General features: G+C 53.1%; 16 protein-coding genes. 3 read left to right on the top strand and 13 right to left on the bottom strand.

Features of this window, described 5'->3' with window-relative positions:
* Window positions 1-26: 26 nt before the first annotated feature.
* Genes xseA through MUG06_RS00490 form a run of 3 tightly spaced genes read left to right on the top strand, consistent with a single transcriptional unit; the run spans window position 27 to window position 2791 of the window.
* Window positions 27-1400, top strand: coding sequence for an exodeoxyribonuclease VII large subunit (gene xseA / locus MUG06_RS00500; protein ID WP_243077412.1), 1374 nt, complete (start codon window positions 27-29; stop codon window positions 1398-1400).
* A 48-nt stretch (window positions 1401-1448) separates the two neighbouring features.
* Window positions 1449-2462 carry a M4 family metallopeptidase gene (locus tag MUG06_RS00495; RefSeq protein WP_243077411.1) on the top strand — a complete coding sequence of 338 codons (1014 nt, stop codon included), beginning with the start codon at window positions 1449-1451 and terminating at the stop codon, window positions 2460-2462.
* Complete coding sequence (locus MUG06_RS00490; protein ID WP_243077410.1) at window positions 2459-2791, top strand: protealysin inhibitor emfourin; 333 nt, start codon at window positions 2459-2461, stop codon at window positions 2789-2791. The genes MUG06_RS00495 and MUG06_RS00490 overlap by 4 nt, the downstream gene beginning before the upstream one ends.
* 47 nt (window positions 2792-2838) lie before the next feature.
* Here the strand turns inward: MUG06_RS00490 and MUG06_RS00485 are convergent, their stop codons facing one another.
* The 13 genes from MUG06_RS00485 to MUG06_RS00425 all read right to left on the bottom strand — a co-directional run bounded on the left by MUG06_RS00485 (window position 2839) and on the right by MUG06_RS00425 (window position 22977).
* Window positions 2839-5280: a glucose/quinate/shikimate family membrane-bound PQQ-dependent dehydrogenase gene (locus MUG06_RS00485; RefSeq protein WP_243077409.1), complete on the bottom strand. Its 2442-nt coding sequence runs from the start codon at window positions 5278-5280 to the stop codon at window positions 2839-2841.
* Window positions 5281-5616: 336 nt separating this feature from the next.
* The gene (locus MUG06_RS00480) at window positions 5617-5838 is read right to left on the bottom strand and encodes a zinc ribbon domain-containing protein (RefSeq protein WP_243077408.1); all 222 of its coding nucleotides are present in this window, start codon (window positions 5836-5838) and stop codon (window positions 5617-5619) included.
* A gap of 73 nt (window positions 5839-5911) precedes the next feature.
* Window positions 5912-7399 (bottom strand): ribosome biogenesis GTPase Der, encoded by a 1488-nt coding sequence (gene der, locus MUG06_RS00475; protein ID WP_215845870.1) that lies wholly within the window; start codon window positions 7397-7399, stop codon window positions 5912-5914.
* A gap of 172 nt (window positions 7400-7571) precedes the next feature.
* The gene (gene bamB / locus MUG06_RS00470; protein ID WP_243077407.1) at window positions 7572-8753 is read right to left on the bottom strand and encodes an outer membrane protein assembly factor BamB; all 1182 of its coding nucleotides are present in this window, start codon (window positions 8751-8753) and stop codon (window positions 7572-7574) included.
* Window positions 8754-8772: 19 nt separating this feature from the next.
* On the bottom strand, window positions 8773-9390 hold the full coding sequence (locus MUG06_RS00465) for a YfgM family protein (protein WP_215845868.1): 618 nt from the start codon (window positions 9388-9390) through the stop codon (window positions 8773-8775).
* A 39-nt stretch (window positions 9391-9429) separates the two neighbouring features.
* The gene (gene hisS, locus MUG06_RS00460) at window positions 9430-10704 is read right to left on the bottom strand and encodes a histidine--tRNA ligase (RefSeq protein WP_243077406.1); all 1275 of its coding nucleotides are present in this window, start codon (window positions 10702-10704) and stop codon (window positions 9430-9432) included.
* A gap of 105 nt (window positions 10705-10809) precedes the next feature.
* Complete coding sequence (ispG, locus tag MUG06_RS00455; RefSeq protein ID WP_243077405.1) at window positions 10810-11931, bottom strand: flavodoxin-dependent (E)-4-hydroxy-3-methylbut-2-enyl-diphosphate synthase; 1122 nt, start codon at window positions 11929-11931, stop codon at window positions 10810-10812.
* Between the two features lie 37 nt (window positions 11932-11968).
* A complete protein-coding gene (gene rodZ / locus MUG06_RS00450; RefSeq protein ID WP_215845865.1) occupies window positions 11969-12961 on the bottom strand; it encodes a cytoskeleton protein RodZ in 993 nt (330 codons plus the stop codon).
* On the bottom strand, window positions 12951-13697 hold the full coding sequence (pilW, locus tag MUG06_RS00445) for a type IV pilus biogenesis/stability protein PilW (protein WP_243077404.1): 747 nt from the start codon (window positions 13695-13697) through the stop codon (window positions 12951-12953). Before pilW ends, rodZ begins: the two co-directional genes overlap by 11 nt.
* An 81-nt stretch (window positions 13698-13778) precedes the next feature.
* On the bottom strand, window positions 13779-14948 hold the full coding sequence (locus MUG06_RS00440) for a bifunctional tRNA (adenosine(37)-C2)-methyltransferase TrmG/ribosomal RNA large subunit methyltransferase RlmN (protein ID WP_215845863.1): 1170 nt from the start codon (window positions 14946-14948) through the stop codon (window positions 13779-13781).
* Window positions 14949-15132: 184 nt separating this feature from the next.
* Window positions 15133-15564, bottom strand: coding sequence for a nucleoside-diphosphate kinase (ndk, locus tag MUG06_RS00435; protein ID WP_003848684.1), 432 nt, complete (start codon window positions 15562-15564; stop codon window positions 15133-15135).
* Between the two features lie 177 nt (window positions 15565-15741).
* Window positions 15742-18066 carry a peptidoglycan glycosyltransferase PbpC gene (pbpC, locus tag MUG06_RS00430; RefSeq protein WP_243077403.1) on the bottom strand — a complete coding sequence of 775 codons (2325 nt, stop codon included), beginning with the start codon at window positions 18064-18066 and terminating at the stop codon, window positions 15742-15744.
* 15 nt (window positions 18067-18081) lie between these two features.
* A complete protein-coding gene (locus MUG06_RS00425; protein WP_243077402.1) occupies window positions 18082-22977 on the bottom strand; it encodes an alpha-2-macroglobulin in 4896 nt (1631 codons plus the stop codon).
* Window positions 22978-23113: the final 136 nt, after the last annotated feature.

Genomic DNA, 23113 nt, shown 5'->3' with positions numbered 1-23113 from the left:
CTGATTTGGAATTTGATCTTCGTCACATGTCGCTACCTCCAACTGCCAATATTTTTACTGTCAGCCGCCTCAATACCACGGTGCGTCAGCTACTGGAAAAAGAGATGGGCCTGGTTTGGCTGAGCGCGGAGATCTCAAACTTTACTCAACCCGCTTCGGGTCACTGGTACTTCACGCTTAAAGATGACGGCGCCCAAGTACGCTGCGCCATGTTCCGTAACAGTAATCGTCGCGTTACCTTTCGTCCGCAACACGGACAGCAGGTTTTAGTTCGCGCCAATATCACGCTGTATGAACCACGCGGCGACTATCAGCTCATTATCGAAAGCATGCATCCCGCAGGTGAAGGTTTGTTGCAGCAGCAATTTGAGCTGCTGAAAACCAAGCTAGCGAGTGAAGGCCTGTTTGAGCCACAGCATAAACAAGCCTTGCCGGACCCGGCGAAACAGGTTGGCGTGATTACCTCTTCCACCGGCGCAGCGCTGCATGATGTGCTGCGTGTGTTGCATCGCCGCGACCCTTCCTTGCCCATTGTGATTTATCCGACCGTCGTTCAGGGTGTAGACGCCCCCGCCGCGATTGTTCGTGCGATTGAAGTAGCAAACCTGCGCAACGAATGTGATGTCTTGATCGTGGGCCGCGGCGGTGGCTCACTGGAAGATTTATGGAGCTTCAACGATGAGCGTGTCGCACGCGCTATTTTTGCCAGTCGCATTCCTATCGTCAGCGCGGTAGGCCATGAAACTGACGTGACCATTGCCGATTTTGTTGCCGATCTGCGAGCGCCAACGCCTTCTGCTGCCGCAGAAATTGTCAGCCGCAATCAGATTGAACTGCTGCGTCAGTTGCAGGCTCAGCAGCAGCGGATGGAAATGGCCATGGATTATTATCTGGCGCGTCAGCAGCGCCTGTTTAGTCGGCTGGATCATCGCTTGCAGCAGCAACATCCACAGTTGCGTCTGGCGCGTCAGCAAACGGCCCTGTATCGCCTCCAGCAGCGTTTGGATGATGCCATTGACACACGTCTGCGTATGGCGACGCGCCAGCAAGATCGCTTAACGCAGCGGTTAAATGCGCAGCAACCTCAGCAGCGTCTGTTTCAGGCGCAGCAATCACTGCAAAACTGCCATTATCGTCTGCAACAAAGCATGGAAAAATTGCTGAACCGCGATAAACAGCGCTTCGGCACCTTAGCCGCTCAGCTTGAAGGCGTTAGCCCTTTGGCCACGCTGGCACGTGGTTTTAGCGTCACCACCGATACCGCCGGCCAGGTAGTAAAAAACCGTGGTCAGCTTCATGAAGGCGATTTGCTTCGCACCCGACTCGATGATGGTTGGGTAGAAAGCCAGGTCACAAAGCTTCTGCCCGAAAAACCGCGTCGCCGCAAAACAACTTCCTGAGGTCGTTACTATACTTTTTGGCACATTCATCGTGCCAAGGAGTTGGAAATGGCTTTCAGTGTTATTCCCCCTTACATCTTAAGCAAAATCATTGCGCACGGTTCTGGCCATCAGCAGGAAGAAGCGCGCCGTACATTAACCCATGTCCAACATTTGATGGCTGAACCCTGGCATAAACCCACTGGGGTAAAAACCGCTGTAGGCGGTCAGGTCGAACGTGAAATTTACGACGCGCAAAATGAGCAAACGCTGCCAGGCAAACTGATTCGTCAGGAAGGTCAGTCGTCAAATGGTGACATTGCGGCTGAAGAAGCCTGGAATTATCTTGGCACCACCTATGATTTTTTCTGGCAGGTTTATAAGCGTAACTCCCTCGATAACCAAGGGCTTAAGCTGCCAGGCACCATTCATTACGGCAAAAATTATCAGAACGCCTTCTGGAATGGTCAGCAAATGGTGTTTGGTGATGGTGACGGTGAGATTTTTAATCGTTTCACCATCGCTATTGATGTGGTCGCCCATGAACTGGCGCACGGCGTGACTGAAAATGAAGCCGGGTTAATCTATTTTGAGCAGGCTGGCGCACTGAATGAGTCACTTTCAGACGTGTTTGGCTCACTGGTCAAACAGTTCAGCAAGAAGCAGAGCGCCGATCAGGCTGACTGGATTATCGGTGAAGGCTTGTTGGCAGAGGGCATCAAGGGTCGTGGATTACGTTCCATGTCAGAACCCGGCACGGCTTATGACGATCCGATGCTTGGCAAAGACCCGCAACCCGCACATATGAATGATTACATTCAGACCCGCGATGATAACGGCGGCGTGCATCTCAATTCTGGTATCCCTAATCGCGCTTTTTATCTCGCGGCAAAAGCGCTGGGTGGTTATGCATGGGAACTGGCTGGTCAGGCCTGGTACGACACCTTGTGCGATAAAGAGCTGCCACAGGATGCCGATTTTAAAACCTTTGCTCAATTTACTGTGAAGCACGCTGAAAAGCGTTTCAATCGTTCAGTTGGCAGCGCAATTGAGAATGCATGGAAAGAGGTTGGCATATTATGAGTGACCTTCCCCCACTCACCGACGATGCGGTCATTGTCGTGGCACGTGAAGGCGGTATCGCTTTTTTCCCGGGTCTACGCGGTGAGCGACGTTTCACGCTAGGCCAGCTTCCTGATCCGCAAAAGCAGCGCGTGTGTCATGTGCTTGAACAGGCAATGCCATTGGGCGAGCCGGAGGAGAAAGCCGCTCAGGTTGGGCGCGGGGATCAGCGCTATTTTCGTATTCAAATTCACTATGCCACGCATCAAGAGGTCGGTACCCTGGTCCTGTTGATACCGGAACAGGTTGCGCCACCCGAACTCGAATCGCTCTGGCGTGACGGCGAATAGCCATAAAAAAAGGCCGACATTGCTGTCGGCCTTTTCATTACTTCACATTACTTGTTATCAGGTAATGTGTAAGCAATTACGTAATCACCACGATCTGGCGACTGGCGTGCGCCACCGGCCGAGATGAGGATGTACTGCTTACCGGTTTTCGGTGAAACGTAGCTCATTGGGCCGCCTTGGCTGCCCACTGGCAGACGAGCTTTCCATACTTCTTTACCGGTTGAGCTGTCGAAAGCGCGCAGATAGTAATCCTGCGTACCGGCGATAAACACCAGCCCGCCCTGCGTCGCCAGCGTACCACCCAGCGTTGGCATACCGACTGGCATTTTCACGCGCATTTTGATGCCAAATGGACCGGTATCCTGCACGGTACCCACTGGCACCTGCCAAACAATTTTCTGCGTTTTCATGTCAATCGCAGAGAGCGTACCGAATGGCGGAGCCTGGCACGGAATGCCCAGCGGTGACATGAAGCGGTTTTTGTTAACCGCATATGGCGTGCCTTTCAGCGGAACCGCGCCCATACCCGTATTGATGGCTTCACCGCCGTTGCTACCGCGTGAAATCTTACTGGTATCAGCTGGGATCATCTGCACCCACAGGCCCAGACGCATATCGTTAACGAACAACAGATTGTTATTCGGATCGGTCGACATGCTGCCCCAGTTCATCCCACCCAGTGAACCTGGGAAGCTCAGGGATTTATCCGTATCTGGTACAGTAAACAGCCCGTTATAACGCATTGATTTAAAGCCGATACGGCACACCAGCTGATCAAACGGCGTTGCACCCCACATGTCAGACTCTTTCAGCGTCTGGTTGCCAATCTGTGGCATACCGGTCGAATGAGGCTGAGTTTTGGTGTATTGCTCGTTCGGGATGTGGCCCTGCGGCATTGGCAGCTCTTCGACCTTGGTCAACGGCTTACCTGTCATGCGATCCAGCACGAAAATCATGCCAGTCTTACCACCGATAACCACAGCAGGTTTCGTGCTACCGTCCTTCATCGGGAAGTCGATCAGGCTAGGCTGCATCGGTAAGTCAAAGTCCCACAGATCGTTATGAACGGTCTGATAAACCCACTTCTCTTTACCAGTAGTTGCATCCAGTGCCAGCACAGAGGCGCCATATTTGTGATCAAGCTCGTTACGGTTAGCCCCCCACAAATCCACTGACGAACTGCCCATTGGGATAAACACGGTGTTCATAGCCGGATCATAGGACATAGGTGCCCAAGAGTTCGGCGTGCTGCGTGCAAAATCTTTACCTGGCATCAGGATCGCATTCGGATCCACATTACCTGGATCGAACGCCCAACGCATTTTACCGGTGATAACGTCAAATCCACGCAGTACGCCACCAGGCATATCGGTTTGAACGTTATCCGCCACGCGACCACCAACGACAACGGTGGTGCCCGCAAGCGTCGGGGCAGAAGTCAGCTGATATTGTGGATCAGGCGCCTGGCCCAGACCCGCTTTCAGATCGACCTGACCGTTGTTGCCAAAGGCCTGGCACAATTCGCCGTTGTCAGCATTGATAGCAATCAGGCGCGCATCGATCGTATTCATCAGGATACGGCGCTGACAGGTATCGCCGGCAGGCAAATTCACTGCAGTCACCGGCGTTGAGTCCGGTTTTGACGGCTGGGTCAAAGGTTTGGTCGCATCAAAGTACGCCAGACCGCGGCAGCGAGGCCATACTTCAGCCTGTGCATTGATCTCACGTTTCCAAATCTGCTTACCGCTGTCTGCTTCTACTGCAATGACGTTGTTATGCGGAGTACAGATATAGACCGTGTTTCCTACCTGCAACGGCGTTTCCTGATCTTCTGCACCGTTACCGGTTGGACTGTCTGGAATATCACCCGTGCGGAAAGTCCAGGCAACCTGAAGGTCTTTTACGTTGTCGCGGGTGATCTGATCCAATGCAACAAAGCGGCTACCTTCCGGCGTATTGCCGTAGTTATCCCAGTCTTTCTGTTGTTTCGCTTTATCAACAGGGATAAGCGGCAGCTGCTCGCCAGTGGCGGCGACAGTCGGATGAGGCTGGAACATTTGAACAAATGTCACCACCATACCAACAGCTAACACGGCAGACAGCACATAAGAAATCTTAGCCAGCGAGGCTTTGCCTTCACGCTTACGCAGCGCAGGCCACGTTAAGAAGGCCAGGATCATCAGCCCTGTTGGTACCATTAGACGCGAAACCAGCGGCCAGAACACCAAACCAGCGTCAAAAAGCGACCAAATCAAGGTGCCGATAAACATCAGCAGAAACAGCGTCACTGCGGAAGATTTACGGCGGAAGAACTGAATCGCCGACAAAATCGTGACGATACCCGCAATTAAGAAGTACCAGCTTCCGCCAAGACCGACGAGTTTACCGCCGCCGATAGCGAAGAACAGACCGATGGCAAGCAGCACCAGTCCGAGCAGTACAGACCATATTCCCAATCCTTTGCCGGAGCGGGACGATGTTTCAGCCATAACACTAACTCTCCTGAAAAAATAAAGCACCCGCGCCTCAGTAAACGAATGAAGACGTAACTGAGGCTAATGCATTGGATATCACTTTATTTTAAATCGAATTTGAACGGACTCGCGTCCGTGATGCAGGCTATGTGAGCCAGTAGACATAAAGAATCGTCTGGCTCTGCCTCACAAAGCGGCAGGATTGTACCACTTGGTACATTAAGAGGTGAACATCTATAACGCGGTAGTTACGATGCAATAGCATTTTTGCTACAAAGATGAGGTTAAGTGTTTAAAATTACACGCTTCCCGCCAACGGCAGCGTTTTGTTTATAGAAGTAAAAAAATGTGTCACGCGCTAAGCGGTATAAATTTCACTCTTTTTTTGGAAATTAACCCATGACCCTGAGGGCAAAAGTAATCCACTGCACCGCACGCTTTTAGTACGTTCAGTGGCTGGAGACAATCTGGACAGACCGCTTGTGCCGGCAAATGGAAGCCGCATGCTTCACAGATAAACACACCTTCTCTCAGCGTTAGCGTCTGCTGACATTTTTCACACGTTACATTCATAACCGCACCTCGCCTTATGAGTTGGCTGCTCAAACCAAAAAAAGAGGGCCAATTGGCCCTCTTTTATTAACGCTTATTTTTTATTTTTCTTGAGGTGCGCCATCAAACGTTTACGTTTACGCATCTGCGTTGGATTAAGCAGGTTACGTTTACCTTCGTACGGGTTATCACCCTCTTTGAACTGAATACGAATCGGCGTTCCCATCACATTCAGAGAACGACGGAAGTAGTTCATCAGGTAGCGCTTGTAAGAGTCTGCCAGGTCTTTCACCTGATTACCGTGGATCACGACGATTGGCGGATTATAACCACCAGCATGCGCATACTTGAGCTTCACGCGACGACCACGTACTAACGGCGGCTGATGATCTTCAGCAGCCATGTTCATGATACGCGTCAGCAACGAGGTGTTAACACGTTTAGTCGAACAGTCGTAAGCTTCGGTAATCGATTCAAACAGATTACCCACGCCGCTGCCATGCAGCGCAGAAATAAAGTGGATGCGAGCAAAATCGATGAAGCCCAAACGGAAATCGAGCGTCTCTTTCACTTCGTCACGCACTTCCTGTGACAGGCCATCCCATTTATTGACTACGATCACCAATGAACGCCCACTGTTCAGAATGAAGCCCAGCAGGGAGAGATCCTGATCAGAAATACCGGTACGCGCATCGATCACCAGCATCACCACGTTAGCGTCTTCAATCGCTTGCAACGTTTTAATAACTGAAAATTTCTCTACGGTATCGGAGATTCTGGCGCGCTTACGCACACCTGCAGTATCGATGAGTACGTATTCGCGCCCATCACGCTCCATTGGGATATAAATGCTGTCTCGCGTCGTGCCCGGCATATCGTATACCACCACGCGATCTTCGCCGAGGATACGGTTAGTCAGGGTAGATTTACCGACGTTAGGACGCCCTACAATAGCCAGCTTGATTGGCAAACCGGTTGGGTCGAATTCTTCCTCTTCCTCTTCCGCCAGCTCATCGCTCTCTTTCGCCGCCAATGCTGCCCAGTAAGCTTCGTTTTCTTCCTCTTCCGTGACTTCAACTGGCTCAACCTGCTCCATCCACGGCAACAGCGCGGTTTCTAACAGGCTGGTGACACCGCGGCCATGGGAAGCAGCGATAGCGTGAATTTCACCCAAACCCATCGAGTAGAAATCGACAACGGCTGAATCAGGATCGAGTCCGTCAGTTTTGTTCGCGACCACGAAAGTGGCTTTGCGACGTGAACGCAGATGATTTGCGATCTGTTGATCAGCTGGCATCATGCCTGCACGTGCATCCACCATAAAAAATACGACGTCAGCTTCTTCAATCGCGAGCAACGATTGCCCCGCCATACGCACTTCGACACCATCTTCAGTACCGTCAATACCGCCGGTATCGATGACAATAAATTCGCGCCCTTCCACTTCGGCGCGACCATATTTGCGATCGCGAGTCAGTCCAGGAAAATCCGCTACCAGCGCATCACGTGTGCGGGTTAAGCGGTTAAATAGCGTAGATTTTCCCACATTGGGACGCCCAACTAGCGCGACCACAGGTACCATAACAATGCCTCAATAAATAATTAATCGCCTGAATGGCGTGATTATAACGGTTCTTGCCGCTAAGTTCAGGCTTAAGGCGCAAAGAATACCATGCCTGACTAAAAACGAAACGGCCCCTGATCAGTCAGGAGCCGTTTTCATGGAAGGATTTCACCTACCTGACGCTTACCCTTTAGCGGGTAATCGCATAAACCTCACCATCTTTTGACTGGATCAGTAACTTGTCGCTGGCCACCACAGGTTCTGTCTGGAAGCCAGAGCTGTCCAGCTTCTGCTGGGCAACAAAGCGGCCATCCGTGGTGTTCATCCAGTGCAGATAACCTTCGCTGTCACCCACAACGATGTAGCCGTTGTACAATACTGGCGACGTTAGGTTACGGTGCAGCAGATCGCTTTGACGCCAAATCGCTACGCCACCATCTGTGTTCAACGCTATAACGCGGTCATCCTGATCAACCAGGTAAATGCGGCCCGCATCAACAATCAGATCTTTCACACCGCCGATTTCACGTTTCCACAAAATCTGACCTGAACGCAGATCTAACGCCGTTAAATCACCGTTGTAAGCCAGGGCGTAAACCACACCGTTAGCGACAACAGGCGTAGTATCAACATCGTTGAGACGATCAATTTCAGTTGCGCCACTTGGCTGCGAAATACGTTGCTGCCAAATCAACTGCCCCTGATTCAAGATCACCGCGCTGACGCGGCCGTTATCGCCGCCAACAATCGCACCGCCGAACGCCACGGCTGGCGCAGATTCACCACGCAGAGAGAGTGCAGGCATATCAAGGTTGACGCTCCACTTGATTGCGCCGCTGCTCTGATCCAGACCCTGCAACATGCCGTTGCTGGTATGAACCAGCACTAAACCATCGCTGACAACCGGACGTGATAGCGCTTCGCCAGCCACTTTAGTTTGCCAGGCAACCGCGCCGTCGCTGCTGTTTAATGCATAAACCTGTCCGCGCTCGCTGCCAACATAAACGCGATCGCCATTCGCTGTCAGGCCGCCGGAGAGCAAGGCTGAGCGATTACTGGAAAAGAAGCCGGTTTTCTCAGAAAGATCGATTTTCCATTTTTCTTTCCCGTTTGCTGCATCTAACGCTTTCACGATACCGAAGCGGTCGGCAGCATAAACGGTGCCATCCAGCCAGGCAGGATGCAGATTGGAATAGAAATCACCAATGCCATCGCCAACCGATGTGCTCCACGCTTCTTGTGGTGTGAATTGGTTTTCGACCTTAGGCAACGGGGCCATTTTTACTACATCTTCTTCGCCGCTAAACAGCGAACAACCGCTGAGCAAAGTGACTGAAATCAGCCCCGGCAGCAGGTATTTACGTAATTCCATGCGCTCTCTCTCGACTGGCTTAGCTTAAGTTATTCATCTTCATCTGCATCATTTGCTTCAATGCCGGAGAGGCGTCAGATTCTACCCCTTTACTCCATGCATCGCGCGCGCCCTGCTTGTCGCCTTTGCTCAGCAGCGCTTCGCCGCGAATGTCGGCGACAATGGCTGTCCAGCCATCACCCTTTACACCGTCAAGGGTTTTAAGCGCCGCATCAGCTTGATTCTGTTGCAGTTGAATGCGAGCCAGGCGCAGGTTAATGACTGCCTGCAGGTTGGCATCTTTAGTATCTTTCAGGCCGTTCTGTAACTGCGTTGCCGCTTTATCGAGCTGGTTGCTGTCAACATACTGTTTTGCCACATCCATAGAAGCCAGCGCACCGTAAGTGTTGCTGTTTTCATTGGCAAAGTTGCTGACAGCTTCCAGCGTCTGAGGCTTATCTGCCTGCATAGCGCTGGTAAGCTGCTGATACTGTGCCGAAACGGCTTTGGCCGAGCTTTCTTGCTGACTCGCCCAATAGCGCCAGCCACCCAACGCGGCAATGCCGATCACTACGCCAACGGCTAACGCCTTGCCATTGTTGGCAAAAAAGCGGCGAAGCGCATCAACCTGTTCGTTATCATTGCTATAAACTTCCACGCAATCCTTCTCCTTTCAATGGTCGTTGCTGTGACACGCTTACTGTAACAGCGTGCGCAATGCAGCAGCAGCCTCTGCCTGCGCCAGCGTTTGCTGATCGCCACTGCGCAGATCTTTAATCACCACCTGGCCAGCTTTCACTTCGTCTTCGCCCACGACCAGCGCGACGCGTGCGCCCCACTTATCAGCGCGTGCAAATTGCTTTTTGAAGTTGCCGCCACCGAAGTTGGTCATCAACTTCAGTTCTGGCACTTCATCACGCAGTTTTTCTGCCAGCTGCATCGCTGCTGACTGCACGCCCTGACCCGAAGCGATAACATAGACATCGACAACGCGAGTCGGTTCAAATTCAGGATTAACCGCCTGAACCAGTAACACCAGACGCTCCATGCCCATGGCAAAACCTACGGCTGGTGTAGCACGACCACCGAGCTGTTCAACCAGGCCATCATAGCGACCACCGCCACATACCGTGCCTTGCGAACCCAGGCTATCAGTAACCCATTCAATCACGGTGCGGTTGTAGTAATCGAGACCGCGTACCAGACGCTGGTTAACGGTATAAGCAATGCCTGCATCATCCAACAGCGCACAAAGACCATCAAAATGCGCTCGCGACTCGTCGTCGAGATAGTCGCCCAGTTTTGGCGCATCATTCAGTAATTGCTGGATATCAGGGTTTTTGCTGTCTAATACGCGCATGGGATTGGTGTACATGCGGCGTTTGCAATCTTCGTCCAGCGTCTCTTTATGCTGTTCAAGGAAAGCGACTAACGCATCACGATAATTAGCACGCGCTTCAAGTGAACCGATGGAGTTGAGTTCCAGGCGAACGTGATCGGCAATGCCCAACGCTTTCCACCAACGGGCATTAAGCATGATCAATTCAGCATCGATATCCGGTCCTTGCAGACCAAACACTTCGACGCCCATCTGGTGAAACTGGCGATAACGGCCTTTTTGCGGGCGCTCATAGCGGAACATCGGTCCCATGTACCACAAGCGCTGCTCTTGATTGTAAAGCAAACCGTGTTCAATGCCGGCACGCACGCAACCTGCGGTGCCTTCCGGGCGCAGCGTCAGACTTTCACCGTTGCGGTCGTCAAAGGAATACATCTCTTTTTCAACCACATCGGTGACTTCACCGATAGCGCGTTTAAATAACGGCGTTTGTTCAACGATCGGCATGCGAATTTCGCTGTAGCCATAGCTCGCCAGAACCTGTTTCAGAACGCCTTCAATCCGTTGCCAGATGGCTGTATCCGCAGGCAGATAATCGTTCATCCCGCGAATAGCTTGAATATTCTTCGCCACGTTAGAATCTCTTAATGCAAAAAAACCTGTGCGGCATCATACCTTATGAGGATGAAACCGCACAGGTTCAGTCAAAAAAGTCACGCGCGCAGCCTGCGCACGCCATTATTTTTCCAGGTGCTGTACGTCAATGCGACGGCTTTCGTCGAGCATTGAGGCTTTAGCGCGAATGCGCGCTTCCAGCTGATCGATCATATCGTCATTGTCGAGACGAACGCGCTGACGCACGCCATCTTCGTAAAAACCACTCTTCTTGCTGCCACCGGTTACGCCAAGCGTAGAAATAGTCGCTTCGCCCGGGCCGTTGACGACACAGCCGATAATCGAAACGTCCATCGGCGTGATCAGGTCTTCAAGGCGTTGCTCCAGCGCGTTCACCGTGCCAATAACGTCAAATTCCTGACGCGAGCAGGTTGGGCAAGCGATGAAGTTAATCCCACGCGAACGAATACGCAGCGACTTCAGAATATCGAATCCGACTTTTACTTCTTCTACAGGATCGGCTGCCAGCGAAATACGCAGCGTGTCACCGATACCTTCTGAAAGCAGCAGGCCTAAGCCAATCGCTGATTTCACTGCACCTGCGCGTGCGCCGCCTGCTTCGGTAATACCGAGATGCAACGGTTGTTCAATTTGTTTTGCCAGCAGGCGATAAGATTCAACAGCCAGGAAAACGTCAGACGCTTTCACGCTGACTTTGAACTGATCGAAATTCAGGCGATCAAGGTGATCAACGTGACGCATGGCGGATTCGAGCAGCGCCTGCGGCGTCGGCTCGCCATATTTTTCCTGCAGATCTTTTTCCAGCGAACCGGCATTTACACCGATACGAATGGGAATGTTGTGGTCACGCGCGCAATCAACAACCATACGAATACGTTCGTTGTTGCCAATGTTACCTGGATTGATACGCAGACAATCGACGCCATATTCAGCGACTTTTAGTGCAATGCGATAATCAAAATGGATATCGGCGACCAGCGGAACGTCAACTTGCTGTTTAATCAGCTTGAACGCTTCGGCGGCATCCATTGTCGGCACGGAGATGCGAACAATGTCCACGCCTACGCGCTGAAGGGCTTTAATTTGATTAACTGTTGCAGCCACGTCGGTGGTGCGGGTATTGGTCATCGACTGAACGGCAATAGGCGCACCGTCGCCGACTGGCACCTTGCCGACGTAAATACGTTTAGATTTACGACGGATAATGGGTGCTTCGTTATGCATATTTCTTCTCCACAATTGCCCGGTACGCAATACGCTGTTATTGCGCACCTAATGTCAGGCGAGCAACCTGGTTAGTACGGATAAAACGACTCAAATCAACAGGCTGGTTCTGGTATTGCACCTGAACTGCTGATGGCGCGCCAATTTTCAGGCGATACGGCGCAGTTCCGGCAAGGCTAAGTTTACCGCCGCTGCGTTGCAATCCGCTGAACAATTTTTTACCGGTCGCGTCTGTGACTTCTAACCAGCAATCCGCGTTAAACGTCATAACAACGGCATTAGGATCGGTTGCTGGTTCACTTACTGCAGCGGCACCCACCGGCATTTGTGGTGCGGTTGGTGCTGCTGATGTGTTTACCGGCGGCTGGCTAGGTGAAACCACAGCATTGTCTTGTGGCGACGGTACCGTGTTATTCGCGTTAGTCGCAGGTGCAGGCGTATTAGCAACGCTGTTTTCTGTTGCGGCAGGCGCGGTATTGCTTTCGTCTGGTGCGGCAGGCGCAGCGGTGTCATCCGCTCCGCCGTCGCCCGCGTTTTCACCCAACGGGATGGATTGACTGTTGTCACCGTTGCTGCTGCCGTTCTGATCGGCCATCGTGACCAGTTCATCTTGCGACGCTTTGTGGTTTTGCCACCACCAGGCGCCCGTCAGACCCACGACCACAAACAACACCAGCCAGGTGAAGATCATCAACCAACCGTCGCGCTTTTTGCGGCGCTTGCCCAAGGAGAAACTTTGCATCGGTTCGATTTTTGCTGCACGCACCGGCGTTTGTTTCGCCATCATTGGCAGCAATTCCTCTTCAGGAATATGCACCAGACGTGCGTAAGAGCGAATGTATCCGCGCAAAAACGTTGAGGCTAAATCAGCAGGCGATTTATCTTCCTCAATGTCTCGTACGGTAGAAAGTTTCAGACACAGGCGTTCAGCAACGTTCTGCTGCGTCAGTCCCATCTGCTCACGGGCCAGACGCAGGCGTTCGCCTGTAGAATGTACTGCAGAGTTCTCTTGAGTGGCTTCAGTATTCATTAGCTAAATAACGCTGGTACTGTATCGATTGTGGAAAACGTCGCGCTAACTGGTCGCCATAACGAGTAATGTCTGCGGCATTTTCCTGTTGCGCGGCGAAACGTATGTGTAACGCCAGACTGCGTGCCGTTTCTGGCAAACGTTGCTGGTAAATCTCTAACAATAACGGTGTGTTAACCGATTGGTGAGTCTCCACCAGCCTTTCAGCTTCGGCCAACATGGACTCTCCTTTGCCCCGATCCGCATCCAGCGCGTGCAGTATGGCTGAACGTGCTGACTCATCGTCGCCTGCCTGCAGATAACAATATCCCGACAGTTCGAAAGCATCGATGCGGGCGTCTCCTTCCTGCGCATCCATTGCCCGTTTAAACTGTTGATGCGCTTCGTCATACTGCCCTAAAGCGCAAAGAAACGCACCGTAATTGTTAGCAACGTATCCATTCTTTGGTGCCAGCCGCTGAGCCACAAGAAACTGCCTGGTCGCGGCAGCAGAATTTCCCTGTAGCCGCGCCAGTCGAGCCAGCGCCAAAGGCACCCGATAATCACGGGGCGCAGCAGCCTGAGCGCGCAGAAAGTTGCGCTGTGCTGCGGCATAATCTTCTACTGCTAAATAATGCATACCTAACTGTAGACGGACTTCTGCCGCGCCAGGTTGTGGTGTATTGCTGACACAACCGCTTACAACAAACAGCGCCACTAATTTTGCTAACACGCCTGCCGGTAATCCTTTACGCATTTTACTTCCCTCATGTCGCTTGATTAGCTGGCAGCAGCCTGCCACGAGCGACACCAACGGGGAATATTATGCGTCAGGGTTTCAGAGCGCCTTCACAGAGATCAGTTCGCCTGCCATTTTTTTCTTCAGGGTACGTTTGGTACGGTCAATGACTTCACCCGCCAGCTGACCACAAGCAGCATCGATATCATCGCCACGGGTTTTACGCACAATAGTGGTAAACCCGTAATCCATCAGGACTTTTGAGAAGCGGTCAATGCGGCTGTTTGAGCTGCGTCCATAAGGTGCACCTGGGAAGGGGTTCCATGGAATCAGGTTGATTTTACATGGCGTCTCTTTCAGCAGTGCGGCAAGTTCGTGCGCATCATCAGTGCTGTCATTAACGTGATCGAGTAAGACGTACTCGATGGTGACACGCCCCTGGTTAGCATTGGATTTTGCGATGTAGCGTTTTACCGCTGCCAGGAACATTTCAATGTTATATTTTTTATTGATTGGCACGATATCGTCGCGCAGTTTGTCGTTTGCGGCATGCAGCGAGATCGCCAACGCAACGTCAATCATATCGCCGAGTTTGTCGAGCGCAGGCACCACGCCAGAGGTGGAAAGCGTCACACGGCGTTTAGACAATCCAAAACCGAAGTCATCCAGCATGATTTCCATCGCCGGAACCACGTTGTTCAGGTTAAGCAGCGGTTCGCCCATGCCCATCATCACAACATTGGTGATCGGACGCTGGCCGGTCAATTTTGCGGCACCGACAATTTTTGCCGCGCGCCATACCTGACCGATAATTTCGGACACGCGCAGGTTGCGGTTGAAACCCTGTTGGGCAGTCGAACAGAATTTACACTCCAGTGCGCAACCTACTTGTGATGATACGCACAGTGTGGCGCGATCGCCTTCCGGAATGTACACGGTTTCCACCAGCTGATCGCCCACGCGGATCGCCCACTTAATGGTGCCATCGGCGGAGCGCCACTCTTCTGCCACTTCCGGCGCGCGGATCTCGGTCAGCTCCATCAACTTAGTGCGCAGCTTTTTGTTGATGTCAGTCATCTGCTCGAAATCATCGCAGCAGTAGTGATACATCCACTTCATAACCTGATCGGCACGGAAAGGCTTTTCGCCAAGCGAAAGGAAAAATTCGCGCATCTGCGGACGACTCAGATCCAGCAAATTAATTTTTTGGCTTTTTGGGGAAACAACAATGGGGGATGCGGACGATGGCGTCACAATCTGTTCGGACATAATGTTCTCTGGCCTCGTTGTTACACGTTATGGCTCTGGTTAAGAATAGGTAAAAAATTGCGCCCTCACTAAGAAAGCTTAATGAGGGCGCAATATTGTACAACATCTGCTGCCTGATGCCAGGCGGGATCGAAATCCTTGCGCAGATTTTTGTAAAGCCAGCTATCCGTTTATCGCGAAGCGATTAACGAGTGCGTGGGCAAATTTCGTTTTCGCCGAAGAAGTAAGCGATTTCACGTGCTGCGGATTCTGCTGAATCTGAACCGTGAGTCGCGTTCTCAGTGAAGCTGTCAGCGTAGTCTGCACGCAGCGTGCCCGCCAGCGCGTTCGCTGGGTTGGTTGCGCCCATCAGATCGCGGTGACGCTGAACGGCATTTTCGCCTTCCAGTACTGAAACTACTACTGGGCCAGAAGTCATGAACTCAACCAGACCGTCAAAGAAAGGTTTGCCCTGGTGCTCAGCATAAAAACCTTCAGCCTGCTCTTTGCTCAGCTGCAGCATTTTCGCGCCAACGATTTTGAAGCCTGCGCTTTCAAAACGGTTGTAGATTGCACCGATCACGTTTTTAGCGACGGCGTTTGGCTTGATGATAGAAAAAGTACGTTCGATTGCCATGATGACCTCTGTCTTGATGTCCTGAAGAAACCGGGAAGCGCACGCCCCGGCTAAGAAACGGCGCCGATTATAGGGGTTGAGTCAGGCATTGCCTATCAGAGATCCCATAATTTGTTGAAAAATATTGATCTCTGTCGAAGTAATGGCTCAGTAAGTGTGCAATCAGCCGGTTTGCCCTCATTGAACGGTAAAGTTCACCGAGGCGAGTTGACCGGTTTCATCCATCACCACCAATTGATATTCACCCGTGCTGTTCAGGGCCAGCGACTGCGTATTGGTTGGGCTCTCCTCTGCCAACGGCTCACCATTAAGAAACCACCAGCGTTGATTTCCCTGACCGCCTTGCACCGTAACCGGTAAAACCAATGATGTTTTCCCGGGCAGTGGCTGCACGATCTGCCCCTCAATCACCCCGGTTAAAATCAGTGGCAGCACATTTCCCTGCTGTAGCGGTGGGCATTGCAGATCAATAGGCGGCAACCTTTGGCTGCGACGCTCAGCTTTTGCCAACCATGGCTCCAGCGGCAGCGGCCACATAATTTGCTCGTGAGGTGTGGCTTGCGGACAATCCGCAGCAACACGTAACCCTTTGGCATTTTGCCAGTAGCGCAGCCGCAAACCGCTAAATCCCTCCTGGCCGGGCGCAAGCAGCGTGGGTGGCAGCGTATTATCCAGCACCCAGCTTTGTCGCCGTTGTCGGCAGTTTGTGTCACCCGCCGGTAAAGGTTGTCCGCCAGGCCAGCAAATGCTCACGCTGCTGACGGAGGCAGGACGCGGATCGCCCGGTGCGCGGTTGCCCGATAAGCGGCTCATCAGCACGCTATTCACCTGATTCAGTATCGGAATGGCGGTGGCAACGCCATATTGCCCTGCAACCGGGGTTGCATCGGGCCGTCCAACCCAGATTCCGATTAAATAACGTGGATTAATGCCTATCGCCCATGCATCACGATAGCCATAACTGGTACCGGTTTTCCACGCCAGCGGCACCACATCCGTCACAGTGCCATTTCCCGCAGGTTGTGCTTCACCGGCCAAAATGCGCCTTACAATCCATGCCGCGCCCGGCGAGAGCAAGGGACGCTCATGCAAAGGCTGATCCGCCAGCCAGCGCAAATTTGCCGCATTGCCATGACGAGCGAAAGCGCTGTAAGCCGCCAGCAGTTCATCCATGCGCGTGCCAGTGCCGCCAAGGATCAGCGAAAGATTGGGTTCTGCGGCGGGCGGAAAGCGCAAATTCAATCCTACGTTGCGCAAACGCGCAGTGACATTTTTTGGCCCTAGCGCTTCCAATAGTTGCACTGCTGGCAGATTGAGCGAGCGTTCCAGCGCGTCACTGGCGCTGACCGGCCCATGAAACCCGCTATCAAAATTGCCGGGGCGATAGTTACCAAAACGGCGAGGAACATCCTGCAACAGTGATTCCGCATGGATCAATCCGTCATCCAATGCCATGCCATATATAAAGGGTTTGAGCACCGATCCTGGCGAACGCACGCTGGAAATCATATCCACATGGCCAAAGCGGCTGTCATCGTTGAAATCGACTGAGCCAACGTAGCCACGCACCTTCATCGATGTATGATCCACCACGAGCATCGCTAACGAACTCCGGGGCGGCAGTTGCGCTTTCAGGTTTTCTGCCACCCTCTCCAGTTCACGCTGCAATGCGGGATCGAGGGTTGAGACGATTTTGTTTTCGTGGGTTTGCGATAGCAAACGTCGCGCCAGCAGCGGCGCCATTTGTGGCATTTGGCGTGGCGGCAGCCAAACCGCTTCCTGCCTGATTTCTGCCACCTCTTTTGGGGTCCAAACGTGGTATTCAGCCAAACGATCCAGCACTTTGTTACGCGCTTTTTCTGCACGTTGCGGCCAGCGATCGGGACGTAAACGGCTGGGCGCCTGCGGTAATACCGTCAACAATGCCGCTTCGCCTTTGGTCAACTGTGAAGGCGGCTTACCCAACCAGCTCCAGCTTGCCGCACCCACACCTTCTAAGGTGCCGCCGAAGGGTGCTCGGTTGAGATAAAGGGTTAAAATTTCCTGTTTAGAGAGATGCCATTCAAGCTGCACGGCACGCCACGCTTGAATGATTTTGCCACGCAGGGTACGCGGTTGAGGATCGACCAATCGCGCCACTTGCATCGTTAAGGTGCTGCCACCCGAGATGATTTCACCGCTGGAGAGATCTTGCCAGGCGGCACGAATTAACGCGAATGGATTGATACCCGGATGGTGCCAGAACCAGCGATCTTCATAAGTCAGTAGCGCTTCTACGTAAGCGGGCGCGACATCTTCCGGCGTGACGGGATAGCGCCAGATGCCCTGCCGATCGGCAAAGCGCCACAGCGGCGTGCCATCTTCCGCCACGACGACACGTGCAGGTTGCACCTGATGCAAGGGAAGAGGGAATAACCGATCCAACGCCAAAGGAAGCGCGAATAATGTCAGAAAAAAAAGCGGCAGCCCGAGCCACCGCTTGTTGAAGTGCACGCGCTTCACCCGCACGCATCCTGCTTAACGCACATGAAGCATCTCTGCCGTATTGCCCACCGCGCGCCATTCCGGCACATACATTGATTCCACCTGCGGCGGCGGCATTTTATAGCGGCCTGGCGTAACGGCACGTGCCAGATAGATCAGCGTGGCAGGCCGATAGGTATCCACAGCCAACGCCGCCACGAAGCGATCGTCACGAAACTCAATGTGTTTGATGTCTACCTGCTGCATATCCATCATGCTCTCCTTGAGAGCATCGGCGCTGTCGCCGAGGCTGGCACTGCTGTCAGCGAGGTTCTGATTCTCCAGTTCCAGACCCGCAGGCAACATATCGACCACCAGCGCATCGTTAACGCTTTTCTTCGCCGACACGGTTAAACGCACCATGATTAATTCACCGCTGCTCAAATTGTCGAGATTGGCGGCTTTGCCGTTGAGTGTGAAATACTCGCGCTTGATACCCAGCACGTTACTCATCGGTGCAGGCGATGAAGCGGGATACCCCACCACGTTGAGACTGGCATACAGCGGCGAACGACTTTCATTGCTAACCTCCACGCCACGCATCAGCTGCGTTTCATTCAGTGCGGTGTTCAGCAATCCGTTACTGCTCAGCGGTTCCCGATGACCGGTCAGTGTCGCCTGCCATTGGTCACCTTTACTGTTTTGCAGCGTTCGTGCCGCCAGGAACAACGCATTATTTTCTTGTGTAGAGAACCAGCGCTTGCCATGAACCGCTTTGGTCAGCGCCAGCAGCAGCGTGTTTTGTAAATCCGGTTGGAGATTATTTTCCGCCAGCAAAGCGATCATTAATGCGCGGTCGCGAACGTCACTGCCGTAATCACCAAATCCATCATTGTCTGGACGATTCATCGCAGCACCCTGCCCAATGGCCAGCTGCGCACGCTGTTCATCGCCCATCAGTTTTAACGCAATACCCAATTGCATGAGCGCCAGCCCTGATTTCGCCTTGTCGCGTTTTTCATATAGCGCACGCAACGCCCCTAACGGCGCTTTCTGCTGCCGTGCCAGCACCAGTCCCGCGTATGCCTGAACGCTAAAACGCAGCGCCTCAACGTCATTGCTCCAGCCTTTGTCAATTTGTGACGGATCTTGCAGATAGCGCAGCAGACGCTCATCGGCGCGGGCGATGACACCTTCTGGCAGCGCATACCCCGCTTCGTTGGCACGCAATAAAAAGTCAGCGACATACGCTGTCAGCCAAAACTCCTCTTCGCTTTGTTTGCTCCACAAGCCGAAGCTGCCGTTGGGCCGCTGCATTCCCGCCATGCGAGCAATACCGGTATCAATGGCGGCACGACGCGCATCGTCGCTGCTGCTTTTGATGCCCATTGCCATAAGTTGCGCATGGCGGGTAAATACCGACGGCCAGATTCCGCTGGCGGTTTGTTCCAGGCAGCCATAAGGATAAGCGTACAGCTCGCTGATGTAGCTGGCGATGTTCAGCCGTGGACGATTGCTGAGCGACAATCTGCCGCTTAAGGTCTCTTTCTCCATTCCGCTGAACGCAGTTGCCATCACTTGCCACGGCTGATTGGCCGTAATCACTGCATCGAAATTCAGTGTTTCCGCTGGATAAGCGGGCCGCACGCCTATTTTCCACTGCTGCTTGCTGGACTTGAGATTTTCACCCGGCAGATTCAGGCCAGACACTTCAACGTCTACGCTGCCATCACCAAAGCCGTTCAGCGCTTTAACCGGCACTTTCAGCGTGGTTCGCGCGCCTTTCGCCAGCGTCACGTTTTGTGTCACTGCGCCATTCAGTGCAACCAATCCGTTGGCAGAGAAATTCACTTTTAACGTTTGCGGGAGATCGGTGAGATTAGTGATATCCAGCGCCAGGTTCGCTTGGTCGCCGCCCGCCAGGAAGCGCGGTGTGGCGAGTTCGGTAATAAGCGGTGCAGCGACCACCAGCTTGCGCTCTGCTGCGCCAAAACTCTCCTCACTCCAGCCTTGGGCCATCAGGCGCAGCTCACCGTTAAAGGTTGGAATCGGCAGTTCCAGCGTGCCTTCCCCGTTTTCATCCAGCGTGACCGCCTGTAATTGCTGCGCCACAATATTGACCTGTGTGACCGGCTTTTTGCCGCCGCGCCGCATGGCATCTTCGCTGGCATCGCCGCCGAAGCGTAATGCCGCCAGCCGCCCTCCGCCTTCAATCAGCTGGCCAAATACATCATATTGATCGGCGTTGTAACGTTTACGGCCAAAGAAGGCGTCCCACGGGTTCGGGGTTGAATAATCCGTGATGCTGAGTACGCCGCTATCCACGGCCGACAGCAGCAGATGAATCTGCTGCGGTAGTGCGCCACCTTCCCGGCTGGCTTTTATGTTGATTTTCACCGTTTGATCGGGACGATCCTTGTCAGGTGCGTCGAGTGCCAGCGTTAAACGCCGCGCTTCTGTTGCCATGGGTAAATGCAGTAAACCCACCGCGCGTTTTGGCGTAGCACCGCTGACTTTATCCCCTTCACGCACCACGATGGCGCTGAGATAGAGATCGTGGCGCTGCCAGCTTTTATCGATGGGCACAGCGAGGGTGGTACCGCCAGCGGGAACATCCAGTGCCTGCCACCAAAGCGTGCCACTGCTCGATTCAACCAACAGATAACCTTTGCCCGCTGTGGGCGATTCCACCTGTATCTGTGCAGTATCACCCGGTTGATAAGCCGCTTTATCGAGCTTCAACTTGACCTGATCCGGGCGTAATGCGCCAGTGCCGTTGGTGTTATCCTGCCAGCTGTAACCGGCCTGGAATCGCACGCTACTAACAATTTTCTCACCGGCCTGCACTTCCAGACGATAGGCGCCCCACTCCACCGGGAAACTGACTTTGCTGCTACCGCCAGCAGGAATCGTGATGCGCTGTTCATCTTCCTGCAGATCTTTTTGATCGAAGCGTGATTGCCAACCTTCGCTGTCGGAAAAGCTCCAGTAATAGTCGTGGCGTTCACGAATGAGTCTGACATCCAGATTGTTTACGGCGAGCTTTTCACCCTTGCTGTTGGCATACAGGATATCAAACTCGGCCTGGCTATTTTCTGGCACCGTGGGTTCGTCATGGTAGCTGTCGTTGCGGTAGTCATAGACGGCTTTGCTGCTGAACAGCGGGCGAATACCCGGCAGCGCATCGGCTGGCCAAATCGCCTGGGTTACACGACGCGTGACCGGACGACCACCGGTTTCAAGCAGGCTGGCTTGTAGAATCAGATTGAGCGGCGAATGACTTTCTGCCCACTGACTTTCAACCGCCAGTTGCGCCTGACCTTTTGCATCCAGCTTGAGGTCGACGTCACCCAGGCTGCGCGTTAATTCCTCTTCGGTGATATCACCAAACTGATAACCTGGCAGCGCAGCAACTGCTTCACGTGCCGGACGAAGATAAAGCTGGCCTTGCAGCTGATTTCCCGCGGCGGGTGCGCCATAAAGATAACGCCCAGCAATATCAAAAGTAATGTCAGCATCAGCGTGTTGCGGCTGATCGCTGTTTTTCAGGGTAAGCGCCATGCGCTCTGGCAAAAAATCCTCTACCTGAAATTTCCACTGTCGCGGCAAATTGTCACCGGTATTCAGGCGCAATGACCATTCGCCGGTCATCGCAGAGGCTGATAACGTCAGACGCTGTTGGTAAAAACCCTTTTCCATCTGCCAGACAAAGCTGCGCGACACTTCACCATCCGGTTGCAGCAGCTCAGCTTTGATGGGCTGCGCGGGCAACGGATTGCCATCAACATCACGCAGCAGAGCGTTAACTATCACCGTTTCGCCTGGACGATACAGATCGCGTGGCCCAAATACGAACAGCTGTTTTTCGTAACCTTGCGGCCCGGCGACAGGAAATTCAGCCAGATCGAGCGCCGGGCGAGTGAGATCAATTAATGAAGTCTGTTCACCCAGGGTGGCGAGCAGCAGCTTGCCTTTGGGTTGAGCTTTGAAGCGTAAATGCCCGTTATTATCGCTCTCGCTTTTTTCCAGTTGCTGCCCTTTCTCATCCAGCAACTGCACGCTGACGCCTGAAAGCGGTGCGCCAGTTTCCAGGCTTTGGGTAAAGAGATCATATTGCGTAGGGAAGCGATGCAGCGACAGACCAATATCGCTGAGCGTAAACAACGTGGCGGGCGTGCTGTAGTGATAACTGCCAGCCTGTTTCATCACCGCCAGATAAACACCCGGCTGCTTGAGAGCATCCACGTTGCTCAGCGGTAGCTGCAATTTTTCACGTGTATTGCGTGCTGGATTGAGATCAAAGCGGCCGGTATAGACCAAATCTGCGTTTTTCAGTAAATCGTCAGATTGCCAACTCGACAAGTTGCTGCCGTAATTCCACTGAGCCAAAAAATCTGCCAGCGTGGCGTTTTTAACCCGGAAAAAATCCACATCAACGCGCGCAATATTTAGCGCAAGAACCGGTAAACCTTGCGTCAAACGCAGCGGCAACAATGAACCCCGGCTGGCAAATCCCACCATCGGTTGAATATCGCGGGTGGTAAGCTTTTGCGAGAAAGGCGCGCTAAGGCTTTCACCGCTGGCGGCACGCAGCGCGGCATCGACCTTCAGTGACAGCTTACGGGAGGGTTCAGGGTGACGAAAACGCAGCGCTTTACGGTTGTTTGAAAGCTCCCAACCGCCGTCAACTTTTCCGCGTTCATCATCGGTCAGTGTGACCAGGCGAGAGAAATCCTGCTTTTCATCGAGCGGAGCATTGAAGGTCAGCACTAACGTCGCTGCGCCGTCCAGCTGTAATTCAGAGAGATCACTCACCTGAAGCGGCTTGGCTAGCGATGTTGCCGTCACTGACTCAGCGGCAACAGCTGAAAAAGAAGTAAGCGCTGCGGTACTCAGCAGCACACTGCTCAACAGCATGCTGAGCAGCAGCCGGTTAATGCGTTTGTTCATGGTAAATCCTTCACCCAGACCCAGAAGAGGTTGTAAATAACGCTGCGCAATTTCACATCAACGCCGCCATTTAATCAACGCTTTCCCTTGAGATAGCGCGCCCATTACCGGAAACTGGCTCTTCCTGAATCTTGAG

Origin of the sequence: Pantoea sp. MQR6 (genome assembly GCF_022761075.1) — a bacterium.
Lineage (GTDB): Bacteria > Pseudomonadota > Gammaproteobacteria > Enterobacterales > Enterobacteriaceae > Pantoea > Pantoea phytostimulans.
Note: the sequence above shows the minus strand (reverse complement) of the source record. Positions and strands in the feature narration are given on the sequence as shown.